The 19,644-nt window shown below is 68.6% G+C and carries 21 protein-coding genes and 1 rRNA gene; 13 read left to right on the forward strand and 9 right to left on the reverse strand.

Features of this window, described 5'->3' with window-relative positions:
- A 5S ribosomal RNA gene (rrf, locus tag VM306_RS28900) occupies window positions 1-95 on the forward strand; the annotation flags it as partial.
- A gap of 222 nt (window positions 96-317) precedes the next feature.
- On the opposite strand, the gene VM306_RS28905 is transcribed toward rrf, so the two are convergent.
- The gene (locus tag VM306_RS28905) at window positions 318-1,025 is read right to left on the reverse strand and encodes an SDR family NAD(P)-dependent oxidoreductase (RefSeq protein ID WP_325520753.1); all 708 of its coding nucleotides are present in this window, start codon (window positions 1,023-1,025) and stop codon (window positions 318-320) included.
- 100 nt (window positions 1,026-1,125) lie between these two features.
- On the opposite strand from VM306_RS28905, the gene VM306_RS28910 reads away from it, so the two are divergent.
- Entirely contained in the window at window positions 1,126-1,962 is an 837-nt protein-coding gene (locus tag VM306_RS28910) for a helix-turn-helix transcriptional regulator (RefSeq protein WP_325520755.1), read from the forward strand.
- A gap of 4 nt (window positions 1,963-1,966) precedes the next feature.
- Here the strand turns inward: VM306_RS28910 and VM306_RS28915 are convergent, their stop codons facing one another.
- Window positions 1,967-2,395 carry a type II toxin-antitoxin system PemK/MazF family toxin gene (locus VM306_RS28915; RefSeq protein ID WP_325520756.1) on the reverse strand — a complete coding sequence of 143 codons (429 nt, stop codon included), beginning with the start codon at window positions 2,393-2,395 and terminating at the stop codon, window positions 1,967-1,969.
- 83 nt (window positions 2,396-2,478) lie between these two features.
- Between VM306_RS28915 and lepA the strand changes: the two genes are divergently transcribed.
- From lepA to VM306_RS28935, 4 genes are all read left to right on the forward strand, one after another.
- Complete coding sequence (gene lepA / locus VM306_RS28920; protein ID WP_325520758.1) at window positions 2,479-4,314, forward strand: translation elongation factor 4; 1,836 nt, start codon at window positions 2,479-2,481, stop codon at window positions 4,312-4,314.
- 32 nt (window positions 4,315-4,346) lie between these two features.
- Window positions 4,347-5,171, forward strand: a complete 825-nt coding sequence (locus tag VM306_RS28925; protein ID WP_325520790.1) for a DUF72 domain-containing protein — start codon at window positions 4,347-4,349, stop codon at window positions 5,169-5,171.
- 148 nt (window positions 5,172-5,319) lie between these two features.
- Window positions 5,320-5,856 (forward strand): EF-hand domain-containing protein, encoded by a 537-nt coding sequence (locus VM306_RS28930; protein ID WP_325520760.1) that lies wholly within the window; start codon window positions 5,320-5,322, stop codon window positions 5,854-5,856.
- 178 nt (window positions 5,857-6,034) lie between these two features.
- Window positions 6,035-7,687, forward strand: coding sequence for a hypothetical protein (locus tag VM306_RS28935; protein ID WP_325520762.1), 1,653 nt, complete (start codon window positions 6,035-6,037; stop codon window positions 7,685-7,687).
- 4 nt (window positions 7,688-7,691) lie between these two features.
- On the opposite strand, the gene VM306_RS28940 is transcribed toward VM306_RS28935, so the two are convergent.
- Complete coding sequence (locus tag VM306_RS28940) at window positions 7,692-8,054, reverse strand: PPOX class F420-dependent oxidoreductase (protein ID WP_325520764.1); 363 nt, start codon at window positions 8,052-8,054, stop codon at window positions 7,692-7,694.
- On the reverse strand, window positions 8,051-8,638 hold the full coding sequence (locus VM306_RS28945) for a dihydrofolate reductase family protein (protein ID WP_325520766.1): 588 nt from the start codon (window positions 8,636-8,638) through the stop codon (window positions 8,051-8,053). Before VM306_RS28945 ends, VM306_RS28940 begins: the two co-directional genes overlap by 4 nt.
- 91 nt (window positions 8,639-8,729) lie before the next feature.
- Here VM306_RS28945 and VM306_RS28950 point away from each other — a divergent pair, with 91 nt between their 5' ends.
- Together VM306_RS28950 and VM306_RS28955 are read left to right on the forward strand one after the other, a co-directional pair.
- On the forward strand, window positions 8,730-9,191 hold the full coding sequence (locus tag VM306_RS28950; protein ID WP_325520768.1) for a helix-turn-helix domain-containing protein: 462 nt from the start codon (window positions 8,730-8,732) through the stop codon (window positions 9,189-9,191).
- A gap of 37 nt (window positions 9,192-9,228) precedes the next feature.
- Window positions 9,229-9,840, forward strand: a complete 612-nt coding sequence (locus VM306_RS28955) for a class I SAM-dependent methyltransferase (protein ID WP_325520770.1) — start codon at window positions 9,229-9,231, stop codon at window positions 9,838-9,840.
- A 4-nt stretch (window positions 9,841-9,844) separates the two neighbouring features.
- Here the strand turns inward: VM306_RS28955 and VM306_RS28960 are convergent, their stop codons facing one another.
- From VM306_RS28960 to VM306_RS28970, 3 genes are all read right to left on the reverse strand, one after another.
- Window positions 9,845-10,189 (reverse strand): helix-turn-helix domain-containing protein, encoded by a 345-nt coding sequence (locus VM306_RS28960; protein ID WP_325520772.1) that lies wholly within the window; start codon window positions 10,187-10,189, stop codon window positions 9,845-9,847.
- 189 nt (window positions 10,190-10,378) lie between these two features.
- Entirely contained in the window at window positions 10,379-10,606 is a 228-nt protein-coding gene (locus VM306_RS28965; RefSeq protein ID WP_325520774.1) for a hypothetical protein, read from the reverse strand.
- Between the two features lie 74 nt (window positions 10,607-10,680).
- A complete protein-coding gene (locus tag VM306_RS28970; RefSeq protein ID WP_325520776.1) occupies window positions 10,681-11,112 on the reverse strand; it encodes a phosphohydrolase in 432 nt (143 codons plus the stop codon).
- Window positions 11,113-11,210: 98 nt separating this feature from the next.
- Here VM306_RS28970 and VM306_RS28975 point away from each other — a divergent pair, with 98 nt between their 5' ends.
- The 4 genes from VM306_RS28975 (at window position 11,211) to VM306_RS28990 (ending at window position 16,919) form a co-directional block, all read left to right on the forward strand.
- On the forward strand, window positions 11,211-12,677 hold the full coding sequence (locus VM306_RS28975; RefSeq protein ID WP_325520777.1) for a chitinase: 1,467 nt from the start codon (window positions 11,211-11,213) through the stop codon (window positions 12,675-12,677).
- A gap of 131 nt (window positions 12,678-12,808) precedes the next feature.
- The gene (locus VM306_RS28980; protein ID WP_325520779.1) at window positions 12,809-13,855 is read left to right on the forward strand and encodes an NAD(P)H-dependent flavin oxidoreductase; all 1,047 of its coding nucleotides are present in this window, start codon (window positions 12,809-12,811) and stop codon (window positions 13,853-13,855) included.
- A 10-nt stretch (window positions 13,856-13,865) separates the two neighbouring features.
- The gene (locus tag VM306_RS28985; protein ID WP_414672464.1) at window positions 13,866-15,389 is read left to right on the forward strand and encodes a DUF885 domain-containing protein; all 1,524 of its coding nucleotides are present in this window, start codon (window positions 13,866-13,868) and stop codon (window positions 15,387-15,389) included.
- Window positions 15,390-16,919 (forward strand): DUF885 domain-containing protein, encoded by a 1,530-nt coding sequence (locus tag VM306_RS28990; protein WP_325520781.1) that lies wholly within the window; start codon window positions 15,390-15,392, stop codon window positions 16,917-16,919.
- Here VM306_RS28990 and VM306_RS28995 read toward each other — a convergent pair.
- Together VM306_RS28995 and VM306_RS29000 are read right to left on the reverse strand one after the other, a co-directional pair.
- A complete protein-coding gene (locus VM306_RS28995; protein ID WP_325520784.1) occupies window positions 16,894-18,312 on the reverse strand; it encodes an amino acid permease in 1,419 nt (472 codons plus the stop codon). The two genes, VM306_RS28990 and VM306_RS28995, sit on opposite strands and share 26 nt — an antisense overlap.
- Before the next feature lie 108 nt (window positions 18,313-18,420).
- Window positions 18,421-19,389 carry a zinc-binding dehydrogenase gene (locus tag VM306_RS29000; protein WP_325520786.1) on the reverse strand — a complete coding sequence of 323 codons (969 nt, stop codon included), beginning with the start codon at window positions 19,387-19,389 and terminating at the stop codon, window positions 18,421-18,423.
- Window positions 19,390-19,459: 70 nt separating this feature from the next.
- On the opposite strand from VM306_RS29000, the gene VM306_RS29005 reads away from it, so the two are divergent.
- Window positions 19,460-19,644 (forward strand): hypothetical protein (locus VM306_RS29005; protein ID WP_325520788.1); only part of this gene is annotated, 185 nt, incomplete at its 3' end.

A 19,644-nucleotide genomic window follows, 5' to 3' on the forward strand; every position in this document is an offset into this window, starting at 1 on the left:
AAACACCCGGTCCCATTCCGAACCCGGTAGTTAAGCCCTTCTGCGCCGATGGTACTGCACTGGTTACGGTGTGGGAGAGTAGGTCGCCGCCGAACTTAATTTGCCCTGCGGGTTGAGCGCTACAAGCGCTCCCCGCAGGGCTTTTTCACGTTCAGGTTCGTTTGACGCTGTCCTGTTCGCTCTGTTTCCACGATGTTTCTGTTCGGCGGCCGCACGCCAGCCCCTACGACGACGTGGCGCCGTTGAAGGGCATCTACTCGGGTGGTGCGGCGACCGCGGTGGAGGTCACGGTGGACATCACGCGGCTCGCCTGACGGTCACCAGGGCAGCGTGCCGTGGGCGGAGAAGAAGCCGCCGGTCGGGCCGTCGGGGCCGATCTGCGCCATGCGGACGATGATCTCGGCGCCTTCCTCGACGGTCTGCGTGCCGGTGTTCGCGTTGAGGTCCGTCCTGGTGTAGCCGGGTTCCACTGCGTTGATCCGGATGCCGGGGAACGCCTTGGCGTACTGGACGGTGACCATGTTGACCGCCGCCTTGGACGCCGGGTAGGCCACGCCGGGGTAGAAGTGAGTCGGTGAGGACGGTGTGGCGGCGCCGGTGATCGAGGCCAGGCCGCTGCTGACGTTCACGACGACGGGCGCGGCGGACTTCGCCAGCAGCGGCAGGAACGCGTGGGTGACGCGCACCAGGCCGAACACGTTCGTCTCGAACATCGTGCGCATGGTCTCGCCGGTGGTGTCCGCGGCGCCGACGATGCCGCCGTCCTCCGTCCTGCCCTCGATGCCGGCGTTGTTGACCAGCACGTCGAGCCCGCCGTCGGCCTCGACGACCTTCGCCGCCGCGGCGACCGACGCGTCGTCGGTGACGTCGAGGACGGCGAGACGTGCGCCGAGTCGTTCCGCGGCCCGGCGGCCGCGTTCCTCGTCCCTGCTGCCGAGGTAGACGGTGTGGCCCGCGGCGACGAGGCGGCGGGCGGTCTCGAAGCCGAGGCCCTTGTTCGCTCCGGTGATCAGTGTCGTTGTCATGACCCCAGAGTCGTCCCGGGGACGGGACCAACCAGTCGACTGGTCTTCCTGGGACTGCCGGTACCAGGCACGTCTCCGGAACCGGCGGCACAATCGGGGAGTGGCTGCGACGGAGTTCGGACGGGCGGTGCGCCGCTGGCGCGACAGGCTCACGCCTGAGGCGGCGGGGCTTCCCGCAGGCGCGCACCGGCGTGCGGCAGGACTGCGCCGCGAGGAGCTGTCGGGCCTGGCGGGGATCTCCGTCGACTACGTCACGCGCCTCGAACAGGGGCGCGCGTCCACCCCGTCGTCGCAGGTCGTCGAAGCCCTGGCACGGGCGCTGCGGTTGTCGCCGGACGAGCGCGAGCACCTCTTCCGGCTCGCCGAGCTCGTGCCGCCGGGTGCGGCGATGGTGCCCGCGTACGTCACGCCGAGCGTGCAGCGGATGCTGGACCGGCTGGCCGGGACGCCCGTCGCCGTGTTCGACGCGTGCTGGACGTTGCTGGTGGCGAACCAGGAGTACGCGGCGCTGATGGGAGACCAGTCCGGGGCGCGCGGCTATGAGCGCAACGGCGTGTGGCGCACGTTCGTGAGCGGCGGCAGCCGGGCGCGGCAGTCACCGGAGGAGCTGGACGAGCTGAAGGCCGCCCAGGTCGCCGACCTGCGTGCCGCCGCTGCCCGCTACCCGGCGGACGGGCAGCTCCCACGGCTGGTCGAGGAGCTGCGCGCGAACAGCACGCTGTTCGCCGAGCTGTGGGACTCCGGCGCCGTCGGGCAGCACGTCGCCGCGCGCAAGACCATCGACCACCCGCGGGTGGGGCCCGTGACGCTCGACTGCGACGTCCTCACCGTGGCGGGCAGCGACCTGCGCGTCATGATCTACACGGCGGAACCCGGGACCGAGGACGCCGAGCGCCTCGCGTTGCTCACCGTCCTCGGCACCCAGGCGTTGCTGTAGCAGGTCAGCGCCAGCCGTGGCGTTCGCGCAGCACGTCCACGACCTTGCTGAACGCGGCGGGCGCCAGCACGGCGCCCTCACGGCGGATGTCGTCGTCCGAGTCGAGCGCGAAGACGCGGTCCAGGCGCAGGTAGGACTCCCGGCCGTCGCGGTCCCAGGCGCCGGAGCCCAGCTCCAGGTAGTCGTCGCGCGGCTCCTTCGACGACAGCATCAACGCGATCAGGTCGCCCTTCGCGTGCCCCACGACCAGCAACGGGCGGTCCTTGCCGCGGTTCGCGTCCTCCTCGAAGGGAACCCAGGCCCAGATGACCTCGCCGGGGTCGGCGTCGCCGTCCACCGAGGGCTCGTACGCGAGCTTGGCGGCGCCGGCCGCGTCGTAGATCTCACGGACCGCGCCCTTCGCGGGGCGGGGGTCCTCACCGTTCGTCTGCACGGACGCACCCTAGTGGTGCAGAGCACGCCGGCCACTATGGGACCATAAGGGGACACCCGTCCGATTTCCTGTTGAGGACTGCCTTGACCACGTTCGCCGACACGACCTTCACGCCTCCGGAACTCATCCGGAACTTCTGCATCATCGCGCACATCGACCACGGCAAGTCGACGCTGGCCGACCGCATGCTGCAGCTCACCGGCGTGGTCGATGCGCGGGCGATGCGCGCGCAGTACCTCGACCGCATGGACATCGAGCGCGAGCGCGGCATCACCATCAAGGCGCAGAACGTGCGCCTGCCGTGGCAGCTCGAAGGGCAGGACCACGTCCTGCACATGATCGACACGCCCGGCCACGTCGACTTCACCTACGAGGTGTCCCGCGCGCTGGAGGCCTGCGAGGGCGCCGTGCTGCTGGTCGACGCCGCGCAGGGCATCGAGGCGCAGACGCTCGCGAACCTGTACCTGGCGATGGAGAACGACCTCACCATCATCCCGGTGCTGAACAAGATCGACCTGCCCGCCGCGGACCCGGACAAGTACGCCAAGGAGATCGCGCACATCGTCGGCTGCGAGCCGGAGGAGGTCCTGCGCGTCTCCGCGAAGACCGGTCTCGGCGTCGAGGCGCTGCTCGACGAGGTCGTGCGGAAGGTCCCGGCCCCGGTCGGCCAGGACGACGCCCCGGCCCGCGCGATGATCTTCGACTCCGTCTACGACACCTACCGCGGCGTCGTCACCTACATCCGCGTGGTCGACGGCAGGATCACGCCGCGCGAGCGCATCAAGATGATGTCGACGGGCGCGACCCACGAGATCCTCGAGGTCGGCATCGTCTCGCCGGAGCCGAAGCCGTCCCAGGGCCTCGGCGTCGGCGAGGTGGGCTACCTGATCACCGGCGTGAAGGACGTGCGCCAGTCCAAGGTCGGCGACACCGTCACGTCGGAGCGCAAGGGCGCCACGGAGCCGCTGGCCGGTTACCGCGAGCCCCGTCCGATGGTCTACTCCGGCCTGTACCCGGTCGACGGCTCCGACTACCCGGAGCTGCGCGAGGCGCTGGACAAGCTGCAGCTCAACGACGCCGCGCTCACCTACGAGCCGGAGACGTCCGCGGCGCTGGGCTTCGGTTTCCGCTGCGGCTTCCTCGGCCTGCTGCACCTGGAGATCACCCGCGACCGCCTGGAGCGCGAGTACGGTCTCGACCTCATCTCCACGGCCCCGAACGTCGTGTACCGCGTCGTGATGGAGGACGGCACCGAGCACGTCGTGACGAACCCGTCCGACTGGCCGGAGGGCAAGCGCGCCGAGGTCTACGAGCCCGTCACCAAGTGCACCGTCATCGCCCCGTCCGACTACATCGGCGCGATCATGGAGCTCTGCCAGTCCAAGCGCGGCCAGCTCGGCGGCATGGACTACCTGTCGGAGGACCGCGTCGAGCTGCGCTACACGATGCCGCTCGGCGAGATCATCTTCGACTTCTTCGACTCGCTGAAGTCCCGTACCCGCGGGTACGCGTCGCTGGACTACGAAGAGGCCGGCGAGCAGGACGCGGAGCTCGTCAAGGTCGACATCCTGCTGCAGGGCGAGACGGTCGACGCGTTCAGCGCGATCGTCCACAAGGACTACGCCTACGCGTACGGCACGCGCATGGCGACCCGTCTGCGCGAGCTCATCCCCCGGCAGCAGTTCGAGGTGCCGATCCAGGCCGCGATCGGTGCCCGCGTGATCGCCCGCGAGACGATCCGCGCGATCCGCAAAGACGTTCTGGCCAAGTGCTACGGCGGTGACATCACCCGTAAGCGCAAGCTGCTGGAGAAGCAGAAGGAAGGCAAGAAGCGCATGAAGATGGTGGGGCGCGTGGAGGTGCCGCAGGAGGCCTTCGTCGCCGCGCTGTCCACGGACGAGCCGAAGGGCAAGAAGTAGGCGCAGTGGCACGTCTTCACGTCGGCTGCGCGATGTGGAACCACAAGGCGTGGCTCGGGCGGTTCCTCCCGCAGTCGCAACCCGTCGGGGAGCGACTGCGGGCCTACGCGGGCTGGTGCAACGCCGTCGAGGGAAACACCACGTTCTACGCGACGCCCGCCAGGAAGACCGTCACGACCTGGGCGCGGCAGACCGACCCCGGCTTCCGGTTCGTGGTCAAGCTGCCCAAGATCGTCACGCACGAGCGACGCCTGACCGGCGTCGAGGTCGAGATGCGGGCGTTCCTGGACGCGATCGAGCCTCTCGGCGAGCGTGCGGTCCTGTGGACCCAGCTGCCCGGCTCGTTCGGCCCGGCGGAGGTCGACGCCCTGGGCCGTTTCCTGCGCAGGCTGCCCGCCGGCCTCCGGCGTGCCGTGGAGGTGCGTCACCCGCTGTTCTTCACCGACGGCGAAGCGACGTCGTTGCTGGAGGGAGCGCTCGCCGGCGCGGACGCCGAGTGGGTGCCGTTCGACACAACGGTCTTCTTCCAGAGCCCGCCGACCAGCGAGGCCGAGCGGGAGGCCTGGGGCAGGAAACCGCGGTTGCCGCGGCGAACGCGGGTGCTGACCGACCAGCCGATCGTCCGCTACCTGGGCCGGGACTCGGTCGAGGACACGGTCGAGGGGTGGCGGTCGTGGACCGCGGTGGTCGCCGACTGGCTGCGGGAGGGCAGGTCGCCGACGGTGTTCCTGCACACCCCCGACAACAACGACGCGCCGGCGCTCGCCCGCCGGTTCCACGACGAGGTACGAGCGCTGGTGCCCGGCCTCGATGCACTGCCCGAGCCCGAACCGGTCGAGCCCGCGACCCTGTTCTGAGCGAAGGTCTGCTCCGCGGTCAGCTCGATCGGCGTCGTGACCCGTTCTTCGTCGCCGTGCTGTCCACTCAGGAGCTGAGGGGCGAGAAGCAGGTTCATCAGTTCGTGCGACTGTCGGCTTCCGGAGGCGTTGCCTAGCGTCGAGGTTCATGACTTCCGTTATGAGCCACGAGAACGACGTCCGCCGCTTCCGGAAGTGGGACGCCGACAACGACGGCATCATCGACCGCAGCGACTACGAGGCCGAGGCACGGCGGATCGTCGAGGCGTTCGGCGAGAGCCTGACCAGCGGCCGCGGCCGCGCCGTCATGGAAGCGCTGATCGTTCTGCACCGGCGTCAGGCGGAGGCGGCGGGAGTCGGTCCCGCCGGCGCGATGAACCAGCAGCAGTACCTCGCGGCGAACCAGGAGCTGATGTTCGGCCGTGGCGACGAGGGGTTCGACGAGCTGCTGCGGCCGGCCATCTCGGCGATCGCGGACCTGTGCGACACCGACCGCGACGGCCTGGTGAACAGGGTGGAGCTGCGCCGGTGGCTCGGGTCGGCGGTGGGGTTGAGCGACGCCGACTCCGACGCCGCGTTCGACCGCATCGACCTCGACGGTGACGGGCACCTCACGGTGGACGAGCTCGTCATCGCGGTGCGCGAGTTCCACTACGGGCGGCTGGACATCCCGCTGCTGGGCTGAGCGGTCACGCGGCCCTGCTTCGATTCACTCCACGACGCGGTCGCGGTTCTTTGAGCTGGGAGCTGCGACAGTTTGAGTGCTTCTGAACGTTTTGGTAACACACGATGCATCGAGGGCCGCGATCACGATTGCCACATCAGCAGAGGTTTGGCCGCGAACCAGAGCTGAGGTGGCGACGATGGCGATCGTCTATCGGGGTATGTGGAGTGACAGCGATGATGGGGTGGGAGATCGCCTACAGCGTTCGCTGGAGCACTGGGTCGGCTATAAGTCCGGTGGCCGCCTAGGGCTGGCGGACGGCATCACCGACGATGGTGTGATCCGGGTGAAGGTCGAGAGGGCGGAGGACAGCGGTGGCCCGATTGATTCGGTCTTCCGGTTTTCATTCACCGAGTCTCGCGAGAACGGGGTGCGCTGGACGACAACCGTTCGCTATTGGTCAGGTCCGGCTGTCACCGAGGAAGTCGGTTCAGGTGGCAGTTGGCTCTGGGTAGATCTCGACCTCGTTTCTCACGACGAGCTGGACCGCGTGAACGTGTCGGCACCCCGCTTCGCTCGTGATTTGCTCGCGGCCAGCCATACGGCTCGACGTCGCTGTGTTCCTCTCGCTGGTTCACCCATCACCTATGAGGGGGAGTCCGGTGCGGAACAACTTGCCGAAATCGTCACCGACATGGAGAGGGATCTGCCGGTGGTGGTGTTCGCGGCACTGCCTGCCGACTTCGAGTTGTACTTGGCGCCACCTGGCTTCGCGGCCTCGGCGGCCTACCTGCGGTCGGTGAAGCGCGCGGCAGAGGACAATGCCGGTCTCGCGCAGGTCTGTCGGCTCGACGAGGAGGCCACCACTCACTTCGGCACCATTCTCGGCGAGGACTACGGCGTTCGAGATGGTGCGTTTCGGATCTACCTCCCCGGAGCGGATCCCGCACTGCGCGACGGCTGGCGGCATCGGTACACCGTGGCTGCCCGGTATCTGCGGAAGGAGAACTCAGGTCCTCAGATCTTCCGCGCTGTGTCGCCGCGAGCAGGGATCCGGCGGGCAGCGCCGAGCTATGAGAGCGCTGCCGCCCTGCTGGAACAGGGCATGTCCGGCGAGGATCGCGAAATGTTGAACATGGCGATCGCGGTGGCGGACGACCTCGAACGTCACAAGGTAGATCTTGATCAGAGGTACGGGAACCTCGTGGAGGACCAGCAGTCTCTCGAGGAGGAGAACATTCGGCTGCGTCAGCAGCTCAGCATCGCGTGGAAGGAGAACGCGCTGCTACGGAGCGGATCGCTCTCCACCGCGCCCGATATCGAGGCGTTCGATGCCGTTGACCCTGCAGAGATCGACTCACCCAGCACTGCGGCTCTGCAGGCGCAAGAGGTGTTGCCCAGGTACCTGAGCCTTCCGGACGAAGCATGCGTCGACCTCGACGACCTCGATGCCGCGGTGGAGGCGAAAGCGTGGGGGCAGACTGCATGGCGGGCGTTTTTGGCACTGCACGCATATGGGGAAACGCTGAGCGGCTCGGAAAGCCCGGCAGACTTCTGGACTTGGTGCATCAAATCCGGCCATCCGCACGTTTGGACCGCTACGCCCAAGAAACTCGCCATGTCGGAGAGTGAAACTGTGATGAACAATCCGAAGCTAGCGGCGAAAAGAGTCTTTCCCGTCGACCTTGTTGTGAAGCAGTCCGGCCGGATCGAGATGCAGGCGCACATCAAGATCGCGGAAGGCGGCGGCTCGCGCGCGCCGCGGATCTACTTTCTGCCGTCACGTGAATACGGCAAGGTGTTCGTCGGCTACTTCGGACCGCACAAGAACGTGCCTAACGGCCGTGCCTGAGCGGTCACGCGGTGAGCTCTATGAGCGCGACGACTCGGTCGAGGTCGCGCTCATAGGGCACGCCGATGTACTTCAGGGCGATCCGGTCGATGATCTCCCACGCCGCGTCCCCTTCGAGCCACTCGACCACGCGGCCGCGCAGGACGACCGGCCGGAACGGGTCGTCCGGTGGCGTCAGGGAGATCGCCACCCGCGGGTCGCGGCGCAGGTTGCGGGCCTTCCGCGAGGTCGGGCCGGTGAGGATCACGACGTGGTCGCCGTGCGTGCCGATCCACAACGGCACGGAGTGCGGTGCGCCGTCGGGCAGCACAGTGGCGAGGTGGGCGATCGGGGTGCCGTCGAGCACCTCGCGGACGTCCGGGGTCATCGCCGCACCTCGTAACGAAGGTGGGTCACGCCGGGGGCGGGGACGGCGTCGACCAGCGTGAGGCTGACGTGCGACGGGAGCTCCTGGAAGAACGGGCGACCGGCGCCGAGCAGGACCGGGACCTGGTGCAGCACGACCTCGTCGACGAGTCCGGCTTTGAGGGCCGCGTTGAGCACGCCGCCGCCCATCAGGCCGATGTCCTTGCCGTCAGCCAGGTCGCGGGCCTTCGCGATCGCGTCCTCGACGGTGGTGGCGAGCGTCTGGCGTCCGGTGAGATCCGCCGGGCGGTGGCTGAGCAGGACCAGCTTCGCGTTCGGGTGCGGGCTGCCGCCGCCGAAGTGTTCCGAGTCCTCGTAGGTGGTGCGGCCGGCGACGACCGCGCCGACGCGTCCGGCGTGGAAGTCGAACACCTCGGCGCTGGCCTCGCTGAGCTTGAAGCCGTCGAACTCCCGGCTCGGTGTGTCGCCGGTGAAGTACCAGTCGAACAGCACGCCGCCGTCGCCGATGCCATGACCTGGGCGGGGGTCGCGGCCGGTGATGTAGCCGTCGACCGAGACCGAGTGGGCGCTGATGACCTTGCTCATCCCAGCTCCTTTGAGTTCCTTTAAGAGACGCTGCGGGAGACTGTAGCAGCCTTGAGTTCCCTCAGGGAACCTCAGTCGTTAGAGTGGCGCCATGCAACGCACGAGCTTCAGCGGGATGGCGTGTTCGATCGCGCGCACGCTCGACGTGATCGGGGAGCCCTGGTCGCCGTTGATCCTGCGGGACGTGTGGGTCGGGATGAGCCGGTTCGAACAGCTGCAGGCCGACCTCGGGATCTCGCGCAAGGTGCTGACGGAGCGCCTCAACCACCTCGTGCGGCAGGGGATCTTGGAACGACGGCCGTACGACCAGCGGCCGCGCTACGAGTACGTGCTCACCGGCAAGGGCGCGGAGCTGGTCGACCTGCTGATGGTCATGAAGGGCTGGGGAGACAGGTGGCTCGCCGGGGAGGCGGGGCCGCCGGTGCTCTACCGGCATCACGCGTGCGGGGAGATCGCGGACGTCTCGCTGTGCTGCGACCGGTGCGGTGAGCCGATGCGCGCCGGCGACGTCGATCTGCTGCCGGGACCCGGCGTTGCTAAATTGGCAACGTAGTTTGCCAGTACGGCACGGCTTGACGCACCTTGGACCCATGACGACAGCACAGGAGTTCTGGGAGACCTTCTACTCGGAGCGGGACCAGGTCTGGTCCGGCAATCCGAACCCGTTGCTGGTGCGCGAGACCGAGCGGCTCGCGCCCGGAAGCGCGCTGGACCTCGGGTGCGCCGAGGGTGGCGACGCCGTGTGGCTGGCCAAGCGGGGCTGGCGGGTGCTGGGCGTGGACGTGTCGCAGGTGGCGCTGGACCGGGCGCTGAAGCACGCGTACGACGCCGGCGTGGAGATCTCGGTGGAGCGGCACGACCTCAAGGCCACGTTCCCCGAGGGGCTGTACGACCTGGTCAGTGCGCAGTTCCTGCACTCGCCGGTCGAGGAGGACGGGGAGCGCAACAGCATCCTCAAGCGAGCCGCGGAGGCCGTGGCGCCGGGCGGGCACCTGGTCGTCGGCGGGCACGCCGGGGCGCCGTCGTGGTCCGAGCACCGCGACTACTACTTCCCGACGACCAAGGACGTGCTCGACCACCTGAAGCTCACGGACAACTGGATCATCATCACGGACGAGGTGGTGGAACGGCCGCTCGTGGGGCCGGAGGGTCAGGAGGAGACGCGCAAGGACAACGTGCTGACGCTCAAGAGGTTGTTCTAGGTCGTCAGGCGACCTGGTTGGTGGCGAGGTCGATGTCCTCACCGTCGATGTCGGCCACGATCCTGAGCGTTCCGCCGAGTGCGATGACGTACCTCCGGACGGTGTCCACCTCGAGCTGGTCCACCTCGCCCCGTTCGAGCTGACTGATCCGCGCTTGGCTGACGCCCATGCGCTCGGCCACGTCGGTCTGCGTCAAGCGCACCTTCTTGCGGAGTTCGGCGAGCCGAAACCCCACCACGCAGGCCTGAGTGCGGCTGCGTGCCGTGACCTGGGCGGCCTCGGCATCGCGTCCGGCGGCGTGGTCGATGGCCGCTTTGTCCGCCTTCACGTCTTTCCGCGAGCGGCCCATGCCTCACCTCTCCGTGTTCGAACGCGCTGGATCGAAGACGAACAGGAGCAGCCAGTCATCGACCTCGGGATGTAGCTCTATCCCCACACCCAGTGAATATAACGTCAGTCTTGTTTTTGTCGACTGCGAAGCCCTGGAAACGCGAAGGCCACCCTCGGCAACGTTGCCGGGGTGGCCCAAGGGGATTCGTCAGGCGGAACGCAGGAAGCGGTCCATCGCCTGGCGGTTGATGATCGAACGGAGCTCGCCCGTCTCCTCCGCCGTGTGGCGGGAGAGGATGGCGTCCAGCTCCAGTCGGTCACTCTCGGTGGTGTAGCTGGCCAACTGCCGCTCCAGGCTCTGGCGCCGTGAGCGAGCCGCGCGGCGGGAGGCCAGGCTCGAGCGCAGGGACTTCACGGACAGGTCGTGGCGGGTCATCGCGTCCTTCCAATTTTGGTTACGAACCGATAATACACCCTGCTCACGAGGTCTGTACCGATGAAGAAGGCGAGCTAGCTCACGTACTCGTCGAGCAACCTCAGGGCCCGCGCGTACTTGGCCTTCAGACGATCTTGTGTCGCCGCGTCCAGCTGGGCGATCCGGGCGGGGGAGAGGTTGTCGGAGATGTCCGCGTGCTTCACGGTGAGTGCCAACGGGTTCGCGGCCACGCGGCGGAGGTAGTCCTCCTGCGGCTCGTCCGGGAGGTGCGACATGGCCACGACCGCGTCGACCACGACTGCCGGGCAGCCGCGTGACAGAAGCTCGTCGGCGGTGACCGAAGTGTCCTCGATGACGTCGTGCAGCACGGCGACCATCTGTTCGTGTTCCGTCGTCACGGATGCCATGACCCGCAACGGATGTCCGATGTACGGACGGCCCGACTTGTCGACCTGGCCGTCGTGCGCGGCGGTGGCGATCGCGATGGCGTCTTCGAGGGTGAACACGGCCTCAACGTAAACCAGGGCTTGACCCGGGGCAGTGGTCTAGTCCATTTTTAGTCCACTCACAACATGGTCGCCGCATGAGTGTGTGGAGGTGGACCATGTCCAGAACCAGACGGGCAGCCGTAGCTCTGCTGTCCGCGTTGTTCGCCTGTGCCGGACTGGTGCTGGTGATCAACGGCAGCGCCGCCGCCGCGAACCTCGCGGCCAACAGCGGCTTCGAGGCGGGCAACCTCAGCGGCTGGACCTGCACCGAGGGCACGAGCGTCACCAACGCCACCAAGCGCACCGGCTCGTACGCGTTGCAGGGTGCTCCCGCCGGGCAGAGCAACGCCCGGTGCCAGCAGACCGTGAGCGTGCAGCCGAACACGGCCTACAAGCTCTCCGCGTACGTCCAGGGCAGCTACGTCTACCTCGGCGTCACCGGTGGCGTGGAGAAGAACACCTGGACGCCGGGAGCGAGCGGCTTCACGCAGCTCACGGTCGACTTCAACTCCGGCAGCGCCAGCAGCGTGACGATCTACCTGCACGGCTGGTACGGCCAGCCCGCCTACTTCGCCGACGACGTCAACCTCGACGGTCCCGGCACGCCGCCCACGAGCACGACGACGTCGACCACCACCACCACCACCACGACCACGACAACCACCACCACGACCAGCAACCCGCCGAACACCGGTCTGCCCAAGCACGTCCTGACGGGCTACTGGCAGAACTTCTACAACGGTGCGCGCGCACTCAGGTTGTCGGACGTCCCCACGACCTACGACATCGTCGCGGTCTCGTTCGCCGACGCGACGGCCACGCAGGGACAGGTCTCGTTCAACCTCGACTCCGGGCTGAGCAGCCAGCTCGGCGGCTACACCGACGCGCAGTTCCGGGCCGACGTGAAGACCCTGCAGAACCGCGGCCAGAAGGTGATCATCTCCGTCGGCGGTGAGAAGGGCACGATCAGCGTCGGCAACTCCACGGCCGCGACGAACTTCGCCAACAGCGTGAAGTCCCTGATCTCCACCTACGGCTTCAACGGCGTCGACATCGACCTGGAGAACGGCGTCAACGCCCAGTACATGGGCCAGGCGCTGCGTGCCATCCACGCCGGCGGCGGCACCGTCATCACCATGGCGCCGCAGACGATCGACATGCAGAACGTCAACTCCGAGTACTTCAAGCTGGCGCTGGCCACCAAGGACATCCTGACCATCGTCAACATGCAGTACTACAACTCCGGTTCGATGCTCGGCTGCGACCAGCAGGTCTACAGCCAGGGCACGGTCAACTTCCTGACCGCGCTCGCCTGCATCCAGCTGCAGAGCGGCCTGCGCGCCGACCAGGTGGGCCTCGGCCTGCCCGCGTCGCCGTCCGGCGCCGGTGGCGGCTACCAGTCGCCGTCCAACGTCAACAACGCGCTCAGCTGCCTCGCCCGCGGGACCAACTGCGGCACGTTCAAGCCGAGCACGACCTGGCCGTCCATCCGCGGCGCCATGACGTGGTCGATCAACTGGGACGCCTCGAACAACTGGCAGTTCGCGAACACCGTCGCCCCTCATCTGGACTCCCTGCCCTAGATGATGGAAACCCGTCGGTGTCACGTCCACAATGGACGTGACACCGACGTCCGTTCGGAGTAGCCACCGCGTCGGCAACGACACAGCGGCTTCGCCCGGCATCCACTGCCCCGTCCCACTAGGTTGTGCACATGTTCCACAAGCTGGCCGTGCCCGTGATCGCCGCGCCCATGGCGGGTGGCGCCTCCACCCCCGAGCTGGTCGCCGCCGTGAACGAGGCCGGTGGGTTCGGGTTCCTGGCGGCCGGCTACATCACCGTCGAGCAGCTTGCGGAGAAGATCACCCGAACGACCGAGCTGACCGGCAAGCCGTTCGGGGTCAACCTGTTCGTGCCCGGCACACGGCCGACGGCGGACATCTCGTCCTACGTGCAGCGGGTCACGGCGTATGCCGACAAGGTCGGCGCGGTGCCCGGCGAACCGCGGTGGGACGACGACAACTACGCCGCCAAGCTCGAACTGGTGCTGGCGCTGCGGGTCCCGGTGGTGTCGTTCACGTTCGGGTTGCCCGACGCCGACGACGTGCAGCGGCTCAGGGCGGCCGGGTCCACGATCGTCGTGACGGTCACCACGCCGAGCGAGGCGCGGCAGGCCCAGCAGATCGGCGCGGACGTCCTGTGCGTGCAGGGCGCGGACGCGGGCGGTCACCGCGGCACGTTCACCGACGACGGCATCTCGCCGGGAGGCGGTGAGCTGTACGGCACCCTCGCGGCCATCCGGCTCGTGAAGAGCACCGTCGACCTGCCGGTGATCGCGACCGGCGGGCTCGTGAACGGCGCCGACGTGGCCGCCGTGCTGGCGGCGGGGGCCGTGGCGGCGCAGCTCGGCACCGCGTTCCTCAGCAGCCCGGAGGCGGGAACCGCTGCGGCACAACGGGAGGCGCTCGCCGAAGGGGGCCGGCGCACGGCGCTCACGAGGGCGTTCAGCGGACGGCCCGCCCGCGGCCTGGTGAACCGGTTCCTGATCGAGAACAGCGCGCACGCGCCCGCCGCGTACCCGAACGTGCACCACCTCACGAGGCCGGTGCGCGCGACCGGTGAGCTGGAGGTCATGTCGCTCTGGGCGGGCACCACGTACGCGCTCGCGACCGCGGAACCCGCGGGTGAGGTCGTGCGGCGGATCGGCGCCGAGCTGGACGAGGCGGTCAAATCCCTGGCAGAGCGCTTCGGGCGGGGCTAAGAAGGAGAGCGTGACCTCGCTCTCCGATGAGACGTTCCAGGCGATGATGGACTGGGACCCGCTGTTCGCCACGCTCGTCGGCGTCCCCGGCTGGGACGACCGGCTCCCCGACCTCGGCGAGGACGGCCACCGCGCCCTGCGCGCCAGGCTGGCCGACATCCTCGGCCGTGTCGACGCGAGCGACGAGGACCCGGTCGCGCGGGACGTGATCCGGCACCAGGCCACCTCGATCATCACCGAGATCGACGCGCGGCTGGTCGAGCACACGGTCGCCTCGTCGATGACCGCACCGGTCGCGAACCTGCTCTCGATGACCTCCCAGGTCGACTTCTCGCAGCGGCGGCACCTGGTGCCGAGGTTCCTCCGGCAGGCGGGCAAACGGCTGCGCGAGACCGACCGCGGGCCGTTGCGCCGGCACGCGGAGAACGGCGCGGCGCACATCGCGCGGTTCCTCGCCTCCCCGAAGCAGGAGTGGGAGGGCGAGATCGACGTGCGGGGCGAGTTCGCCCGGTTCCGCGAGATCCTGCTGTCGCTCGAGGGACGCGACGACGAGCACGCCGGGCTTTGCTGGTTGCCCGAGGGCGAGGCGAACTACGCGAAGCTGGTCCGCGACTACACGACCACCTCCTACACCCCGGCCGAGCTGCACCGGCTGGGGCTCGACCTGATCGCGGCGCTGCGCGAGGAGTACGCGGAGATCGGCTCGCGCGTCTGGGGCACCACCGACGTCGCCGAGATCTTCCACCGGTTGCGCACGGACCTGTTGTGGGCCAACGAGGACGACATGCTCACCAGCGCCGTGGAGGCGATGGCGCGGGCCGACGCCGAGGCGCCGAAGTGGTTCGGACGGCTGCCGCGGGCGTTGTGCGAGGTGCGGCTGGTGCCGGAGATCGACCGCGAGGCAGCCCCGCTCGCGTACTACGCGGACGCGGCGCTGGACGGGTCGCGGCCCGGCGTCTACTGGCTGAACCCGTTAGGCGCCACCGAACGCAGCCGCACGCTGTCCGAGGTGGTGGCGTTCCACGAGGCCGTGCCCGGCCACCACTTCCAGCTGTCGATCGCCGCCGAGACCGAGCTGTCGAACCTGCGGAAGTTCGCGTTCATCGACGCCTACCTCGAAGGCTGGGGCCTCTACACCGAACGGCTAGCAGACGAGATGGGCCTGTACTCGTCGGACGAGGCGCGGCTCGGGATGCTCGGTCTCGACGCGATGCGCGCCGGGCGGCTCGTCGTCGACACCGGGTTGCACGCGTTCGGCTGGTCGCGCCAGAAGGCCGTCGACTACCTGCGCGAGAACACCGTGATGCCCGACTCGGAGATCCACTCCGAGGTCGACCGGTACGTCGAGGCGCCGGGGCAGGCGCTCGCGTACATGGTGGGACGCCTGGAGATCCTGCGGCTGCGCGCCGAGGCGATGGCGGCGACGGGCGAGCGGTTCGACATCAGGGCGTTCCACGACTTGGTGCTGGAGAACGGCGTGGTGCCGTTGTCCACACTCGGGAATCTGGTCACCGCTTGGTCGGGAAGGGTCTGAATGTCGCTCGCCGATGACATGTTCCAGGCAATGATGGACTACTCGCCGCTGCAGGCCGCGATGCTGGGGGTGCCGGGCTGGGAGGAGGGGCTCGGAGACCTGAGCGTCGAGGGCCAGCGGGCGAGCCGCGACCGGATCGCGGAGATCCTGGGCAGGGCCGGGAGGGACACCTCCGAGGACCCCGTCACGCTCGCGGTGGTCAAGCAGCAGGGCAGGGCCGTCGTCGACCGCATCGACGCCAGGCTGGTCGAGCACACCGTCGGCACCATGAGCGCGCCGGTGAACAGCCTGCTCATGATCTCCTCGAAGCTGGACGTGTCCCAGCGCCTCGACCAGTTCCCGCGGTACATCGCGCAGGCCGGCGAGAGGGTGCGCGACTCCGGACGCCGGCCGCTGCGCCGCCACCTCGAGGCCGGTGTGCAGCGCATGGACGGCTTCCTGGCCCTCCCGGCGCAGGAGTGGGAAGGCGCGCACTCGGACTCGATCCGTGCCGCCGTCGCCGGGTTCCGCGACGTGCTGGCGTCGATCGAGGACGGCCGCGACGACGACGAGGCAGGGCTTTGCTGGCTGCCGGAGGGCGAGCAGAACTACGCGAACCTCGTCCGCGACTTCACGACGACGTCCCGCACTCCGGACGAGCTGCACAGGCTGGGGCTGGACATCATCGCGTCGCTGCGCGAGGAGTACGCGGAGATCGGCTCGCGGTTGTGGGGCACGGGGGACGTTCAGGAGATCTTCCACCGGTTGCGCACGGAACTGTTGTGGGACAACGAGAACCAGATGATCGAGAGTGCCGTCGCGGCGATCGCGCGTGCGGAGGCCGAGGCGCCGAAGTGGTTCGGCCGGATGCCGGGCGTCGGCTGCCGGGTGCTCGCCGTCCCCGAGGAGGAGCGGCGGACGTCGGCGATCGCGTTCTACCAGCCCGCGTCGGCCGACCGCGGCCGTCCCGGCACGTACTGGCTCAACCCGTTGGGCGCCACCGAGCGCAGCCGCACGCTGTCCGAGGTGACGGCGTTCCACGAGGCGGTGCCCGGCCACCACTACCAGTTCTCGATCGCCGCCGAGACGGAACTGCCCAGGATGCGCAAGTACGCGTTCATCGAGGCGTACCTGGAGGGCTGGGGTCTCTACACCGAGCGCCTCGCGGATGAGATGGGCCTGTACTCGTCCGACGAGCAGCGCCTCGGCATGCTGGGCCTCGACGCGATGCGCGCCGGCCGGCTCGTGGTCGACACCGGGTTGCACGCGTTCGGCTGGTCGCGGCAGAAGGCCGTCGACTACCTGCGCGAGAACACCGTCATGACCGAGCCCGAGATCCACTCGGAGGTCGACAGGTACATCGAGACGCCGGGCCAGGCGCTCGCGTACATGGTGGGACGCCTGGAGATCCAGCGCGTGCGGGCGGAGGCCGAGGCGAGGATGGGCGACAGGTTCGACGTCCGCGCCTTCCACGACCTGGTGGTGGGGAGCGGCGCGGTGCCGCTCTCCACCCTCGACCAGATCGTCACCGCTTGGTCTGACGCTCCATGACGGAGTGCCGCTTCGAGTAGGTGAAGTAGACGACCAGGCCGATCACGAACCAGACCGCGAACCGCAGCCAGGTCTCCGGGTTCAGGAACGTGATCAGCCAGAGCGAGAAGAGCACGCCGATGACCGGCACGACGGGCATGCCGGGCGTCCTGAACGTGCGCGGCAGGTCGGGCTGCCGGTAGCGCAGCACGATCACGGCGACGCAGACCACGACGAACGCCAGCAGGATGCCGATGTTCGTGAGCTCGGCGGCCTCGGCGATCGGCAGGAACCCGGCGATGACCGCGGAGGCGATGCCCAGCACCCAGGTGATGCGCGACGGGACGCGCTTCACCGGGTGCGTCTTCGCGAACCACGGCGGCAGCAGCCCGTCGCGGCTCATCGAGTACCCGACGCGGGCCGCGCCCAGCAGGAACGTGAAGAGCACCGTCGTGATGCCGAGGATCGCGCCGACGCTGATGATGATGCCGAGCGCGGGCAGGCCGACGTCGGCGAACGCCGTGGCGAACGCGGACTCCGCGTCGACGTCGGAGTAGTTCACCATGCCGGTCAGCACGAGGCAGGCCAGCACATACAGGACCATCGAGACCGCGAGCGAGTAGATGATGGCCTTGGGCATGTGCTTCTGGGAGTCCTTCGACTCCTCGGCCGCCGTCGACATGGCGTCGTAGCCGAACACCGCGAAGAACACCGTCGCCGCACCCGTGAGCGCACCCGAGATGCCGAACGGGAAGAACGGGTTGTAGTTGTCGGTGTCGATGTGGAACGCGCCGACGACGATGACCAGCGCCACGACCGCGACCTTGAGGTACACCAACGTGGTCTCGAACCGTGCGGCGTTCTTCATGCCCATGTTCAGCACGTACGCGATCAGCAGGCACAGCAGCACCGCGAACAGGTTCACCTTGTACGAGCCCGCGGCGACGTCCCCTGTCTCGGTGCCCGGCGCGCCCAGCATCCACTGCGGGAGGTGGATGTTCAGCAACGACAGCAGTTCGGTGAAGTAGCCCGAGATGCCGATCGCGACCACCGCCACGATCGCGGTGTACTCGAGCAGCAGGTCCCAGCCGATGAACCAGCCGACGATCTCGCCCAGCACGGCGTAGCCGTAGGTGTAGGCGCTGCCCGCCTTCGGGATCAGGCCCGCGAACTCGGCGTACGAGAACGCCGCCGCCGCGCTCGCGATGCCGGCCACGAGGAACGAGACCAGCACGGCCGGGCCCGCCGTCTTGTTCGCGACGGCGCCCGCGAGCGAGAAGATGCCCGCGCCGATGATGCCGCCGATGCCGATCGCGGTCAGCTGCCACAGGCCCAGCGTTCTGGTGAGCCCGTCGCCGGAGTTCTCGGCGATCTGGTCGATGGGCTTGCGCCGGAAGACGCCCTGTGTGGTCATGCCTAGCTCCCTTGATGAGTGGGTCCGGGCGAACCTATGCGTGCTCACTGTCACGCGGTTTGTCCGAACCCACCAATCAGGGAACCGATTTTTGGCTTTTCGTGCTGTTTACGGGCGGCTGAACACGATCTTGCCGGCGGTCTCGCCGTCCAGCATCGCCTTGAGCCCCTGCTCGGCGTCCTCGAACCCCAGCTCCGCGCCGATCTGCGGCTTGAGGTCGTTGAGCGCGCAGAACCGCAGCAGGTCGCCCAGCTCCTCGCGCGTGCCCATGGTCGAGCCGACCACCCGCAGCTGCAGGAAGAACAGCCGCTGCAGCTCGGCCGCGGACGCGTCACCGGACGTGGCGCCGGAGATCACCACGATGCCGCCGGGCTTCAACGCCTTCATCGAGTGCGACCAGGTGGCCTTGCCGACGGTCTCGAACACCGCGTCGACCCGTTCGGGCAGGCGCGCGCCCGACTCGAACACCTCGTGCGCGCCGAGGCTGGAAGCGAGCGCGCGCTTGTCCTCGGTGCGTCCGGTGACCCACACGCGGAACCCGGCGGCACGGCCGAGCTGGATCAGCGCCGTCGAGACACCGCCCGACGCGCCCTGCACGAGCATCGTCTGGCCGGGGCGCAGGCCGGACTTCACGAACAGCATCCGGTACGCCGTCAGCCACGCCGTGCCCATGCACGCGGCCTCGGCGAACGACAGGCCGGCGGGCTTGGGCAGCGCGTTGCGGGAGGGGACGACCACGAAGTCGGCGAACGTGCCCTGGTGCTTCTCGGTGAGCAGCGTGCGCTTCGGGTCGAGGGTCTCGTCGCCCGACCAGTCCGGGTGGCCGATGACGGAGTGCAGCACCACCTCGGTGCCGTCGTCGAGGGTGCCCGCGCCGTCGCAGCCCAGGATCATCGGGAACTGCTCCGGCTTGATGCCGACGCCGCGCAACGTCCACAGGTCGTGCATGTTGAGGCTGGCCGCCTTGACCGCGACGCGCACCCACCCGGCGGGGACCTCGGGCTCGGGGCGCTCGCCGACGCGAAGCGAGGCCAGCGGGTTCTCGGGACTGGGTTCTGCTGCGTAAACGGCGAACATGGTTCGCAACATACCCACCTGGATCGTGGCCAAATGCCGTGACACCGGTCACGAGGCTAGGCTGAGGTGCGTGGACTGGCTGGTGCAGTGGTGGGACGGGGTCGAGCTGTGGGTCGTGCAGCTGCCCGTCGCCGTGCAGTTCCCCGTCGTGATGATCGTGGTGTTGCCGCTCTGCCTGGGCGTGGCACGGCTCATCGACCGCGTGGCGGACTGGGGCGCGAAGAACCCGGCCTCGCCGGCTGAACCCGAACCCGA

This window comes from Lentzea sp. (genome assembly GCF_035525475.1).
In the GTDB taxonomy this organism is placed as follows: Bacteria; Actinomycetota; Actinomycetes; order Mycobacteriales; family Pseudonocardiaceae; genus Lentzea.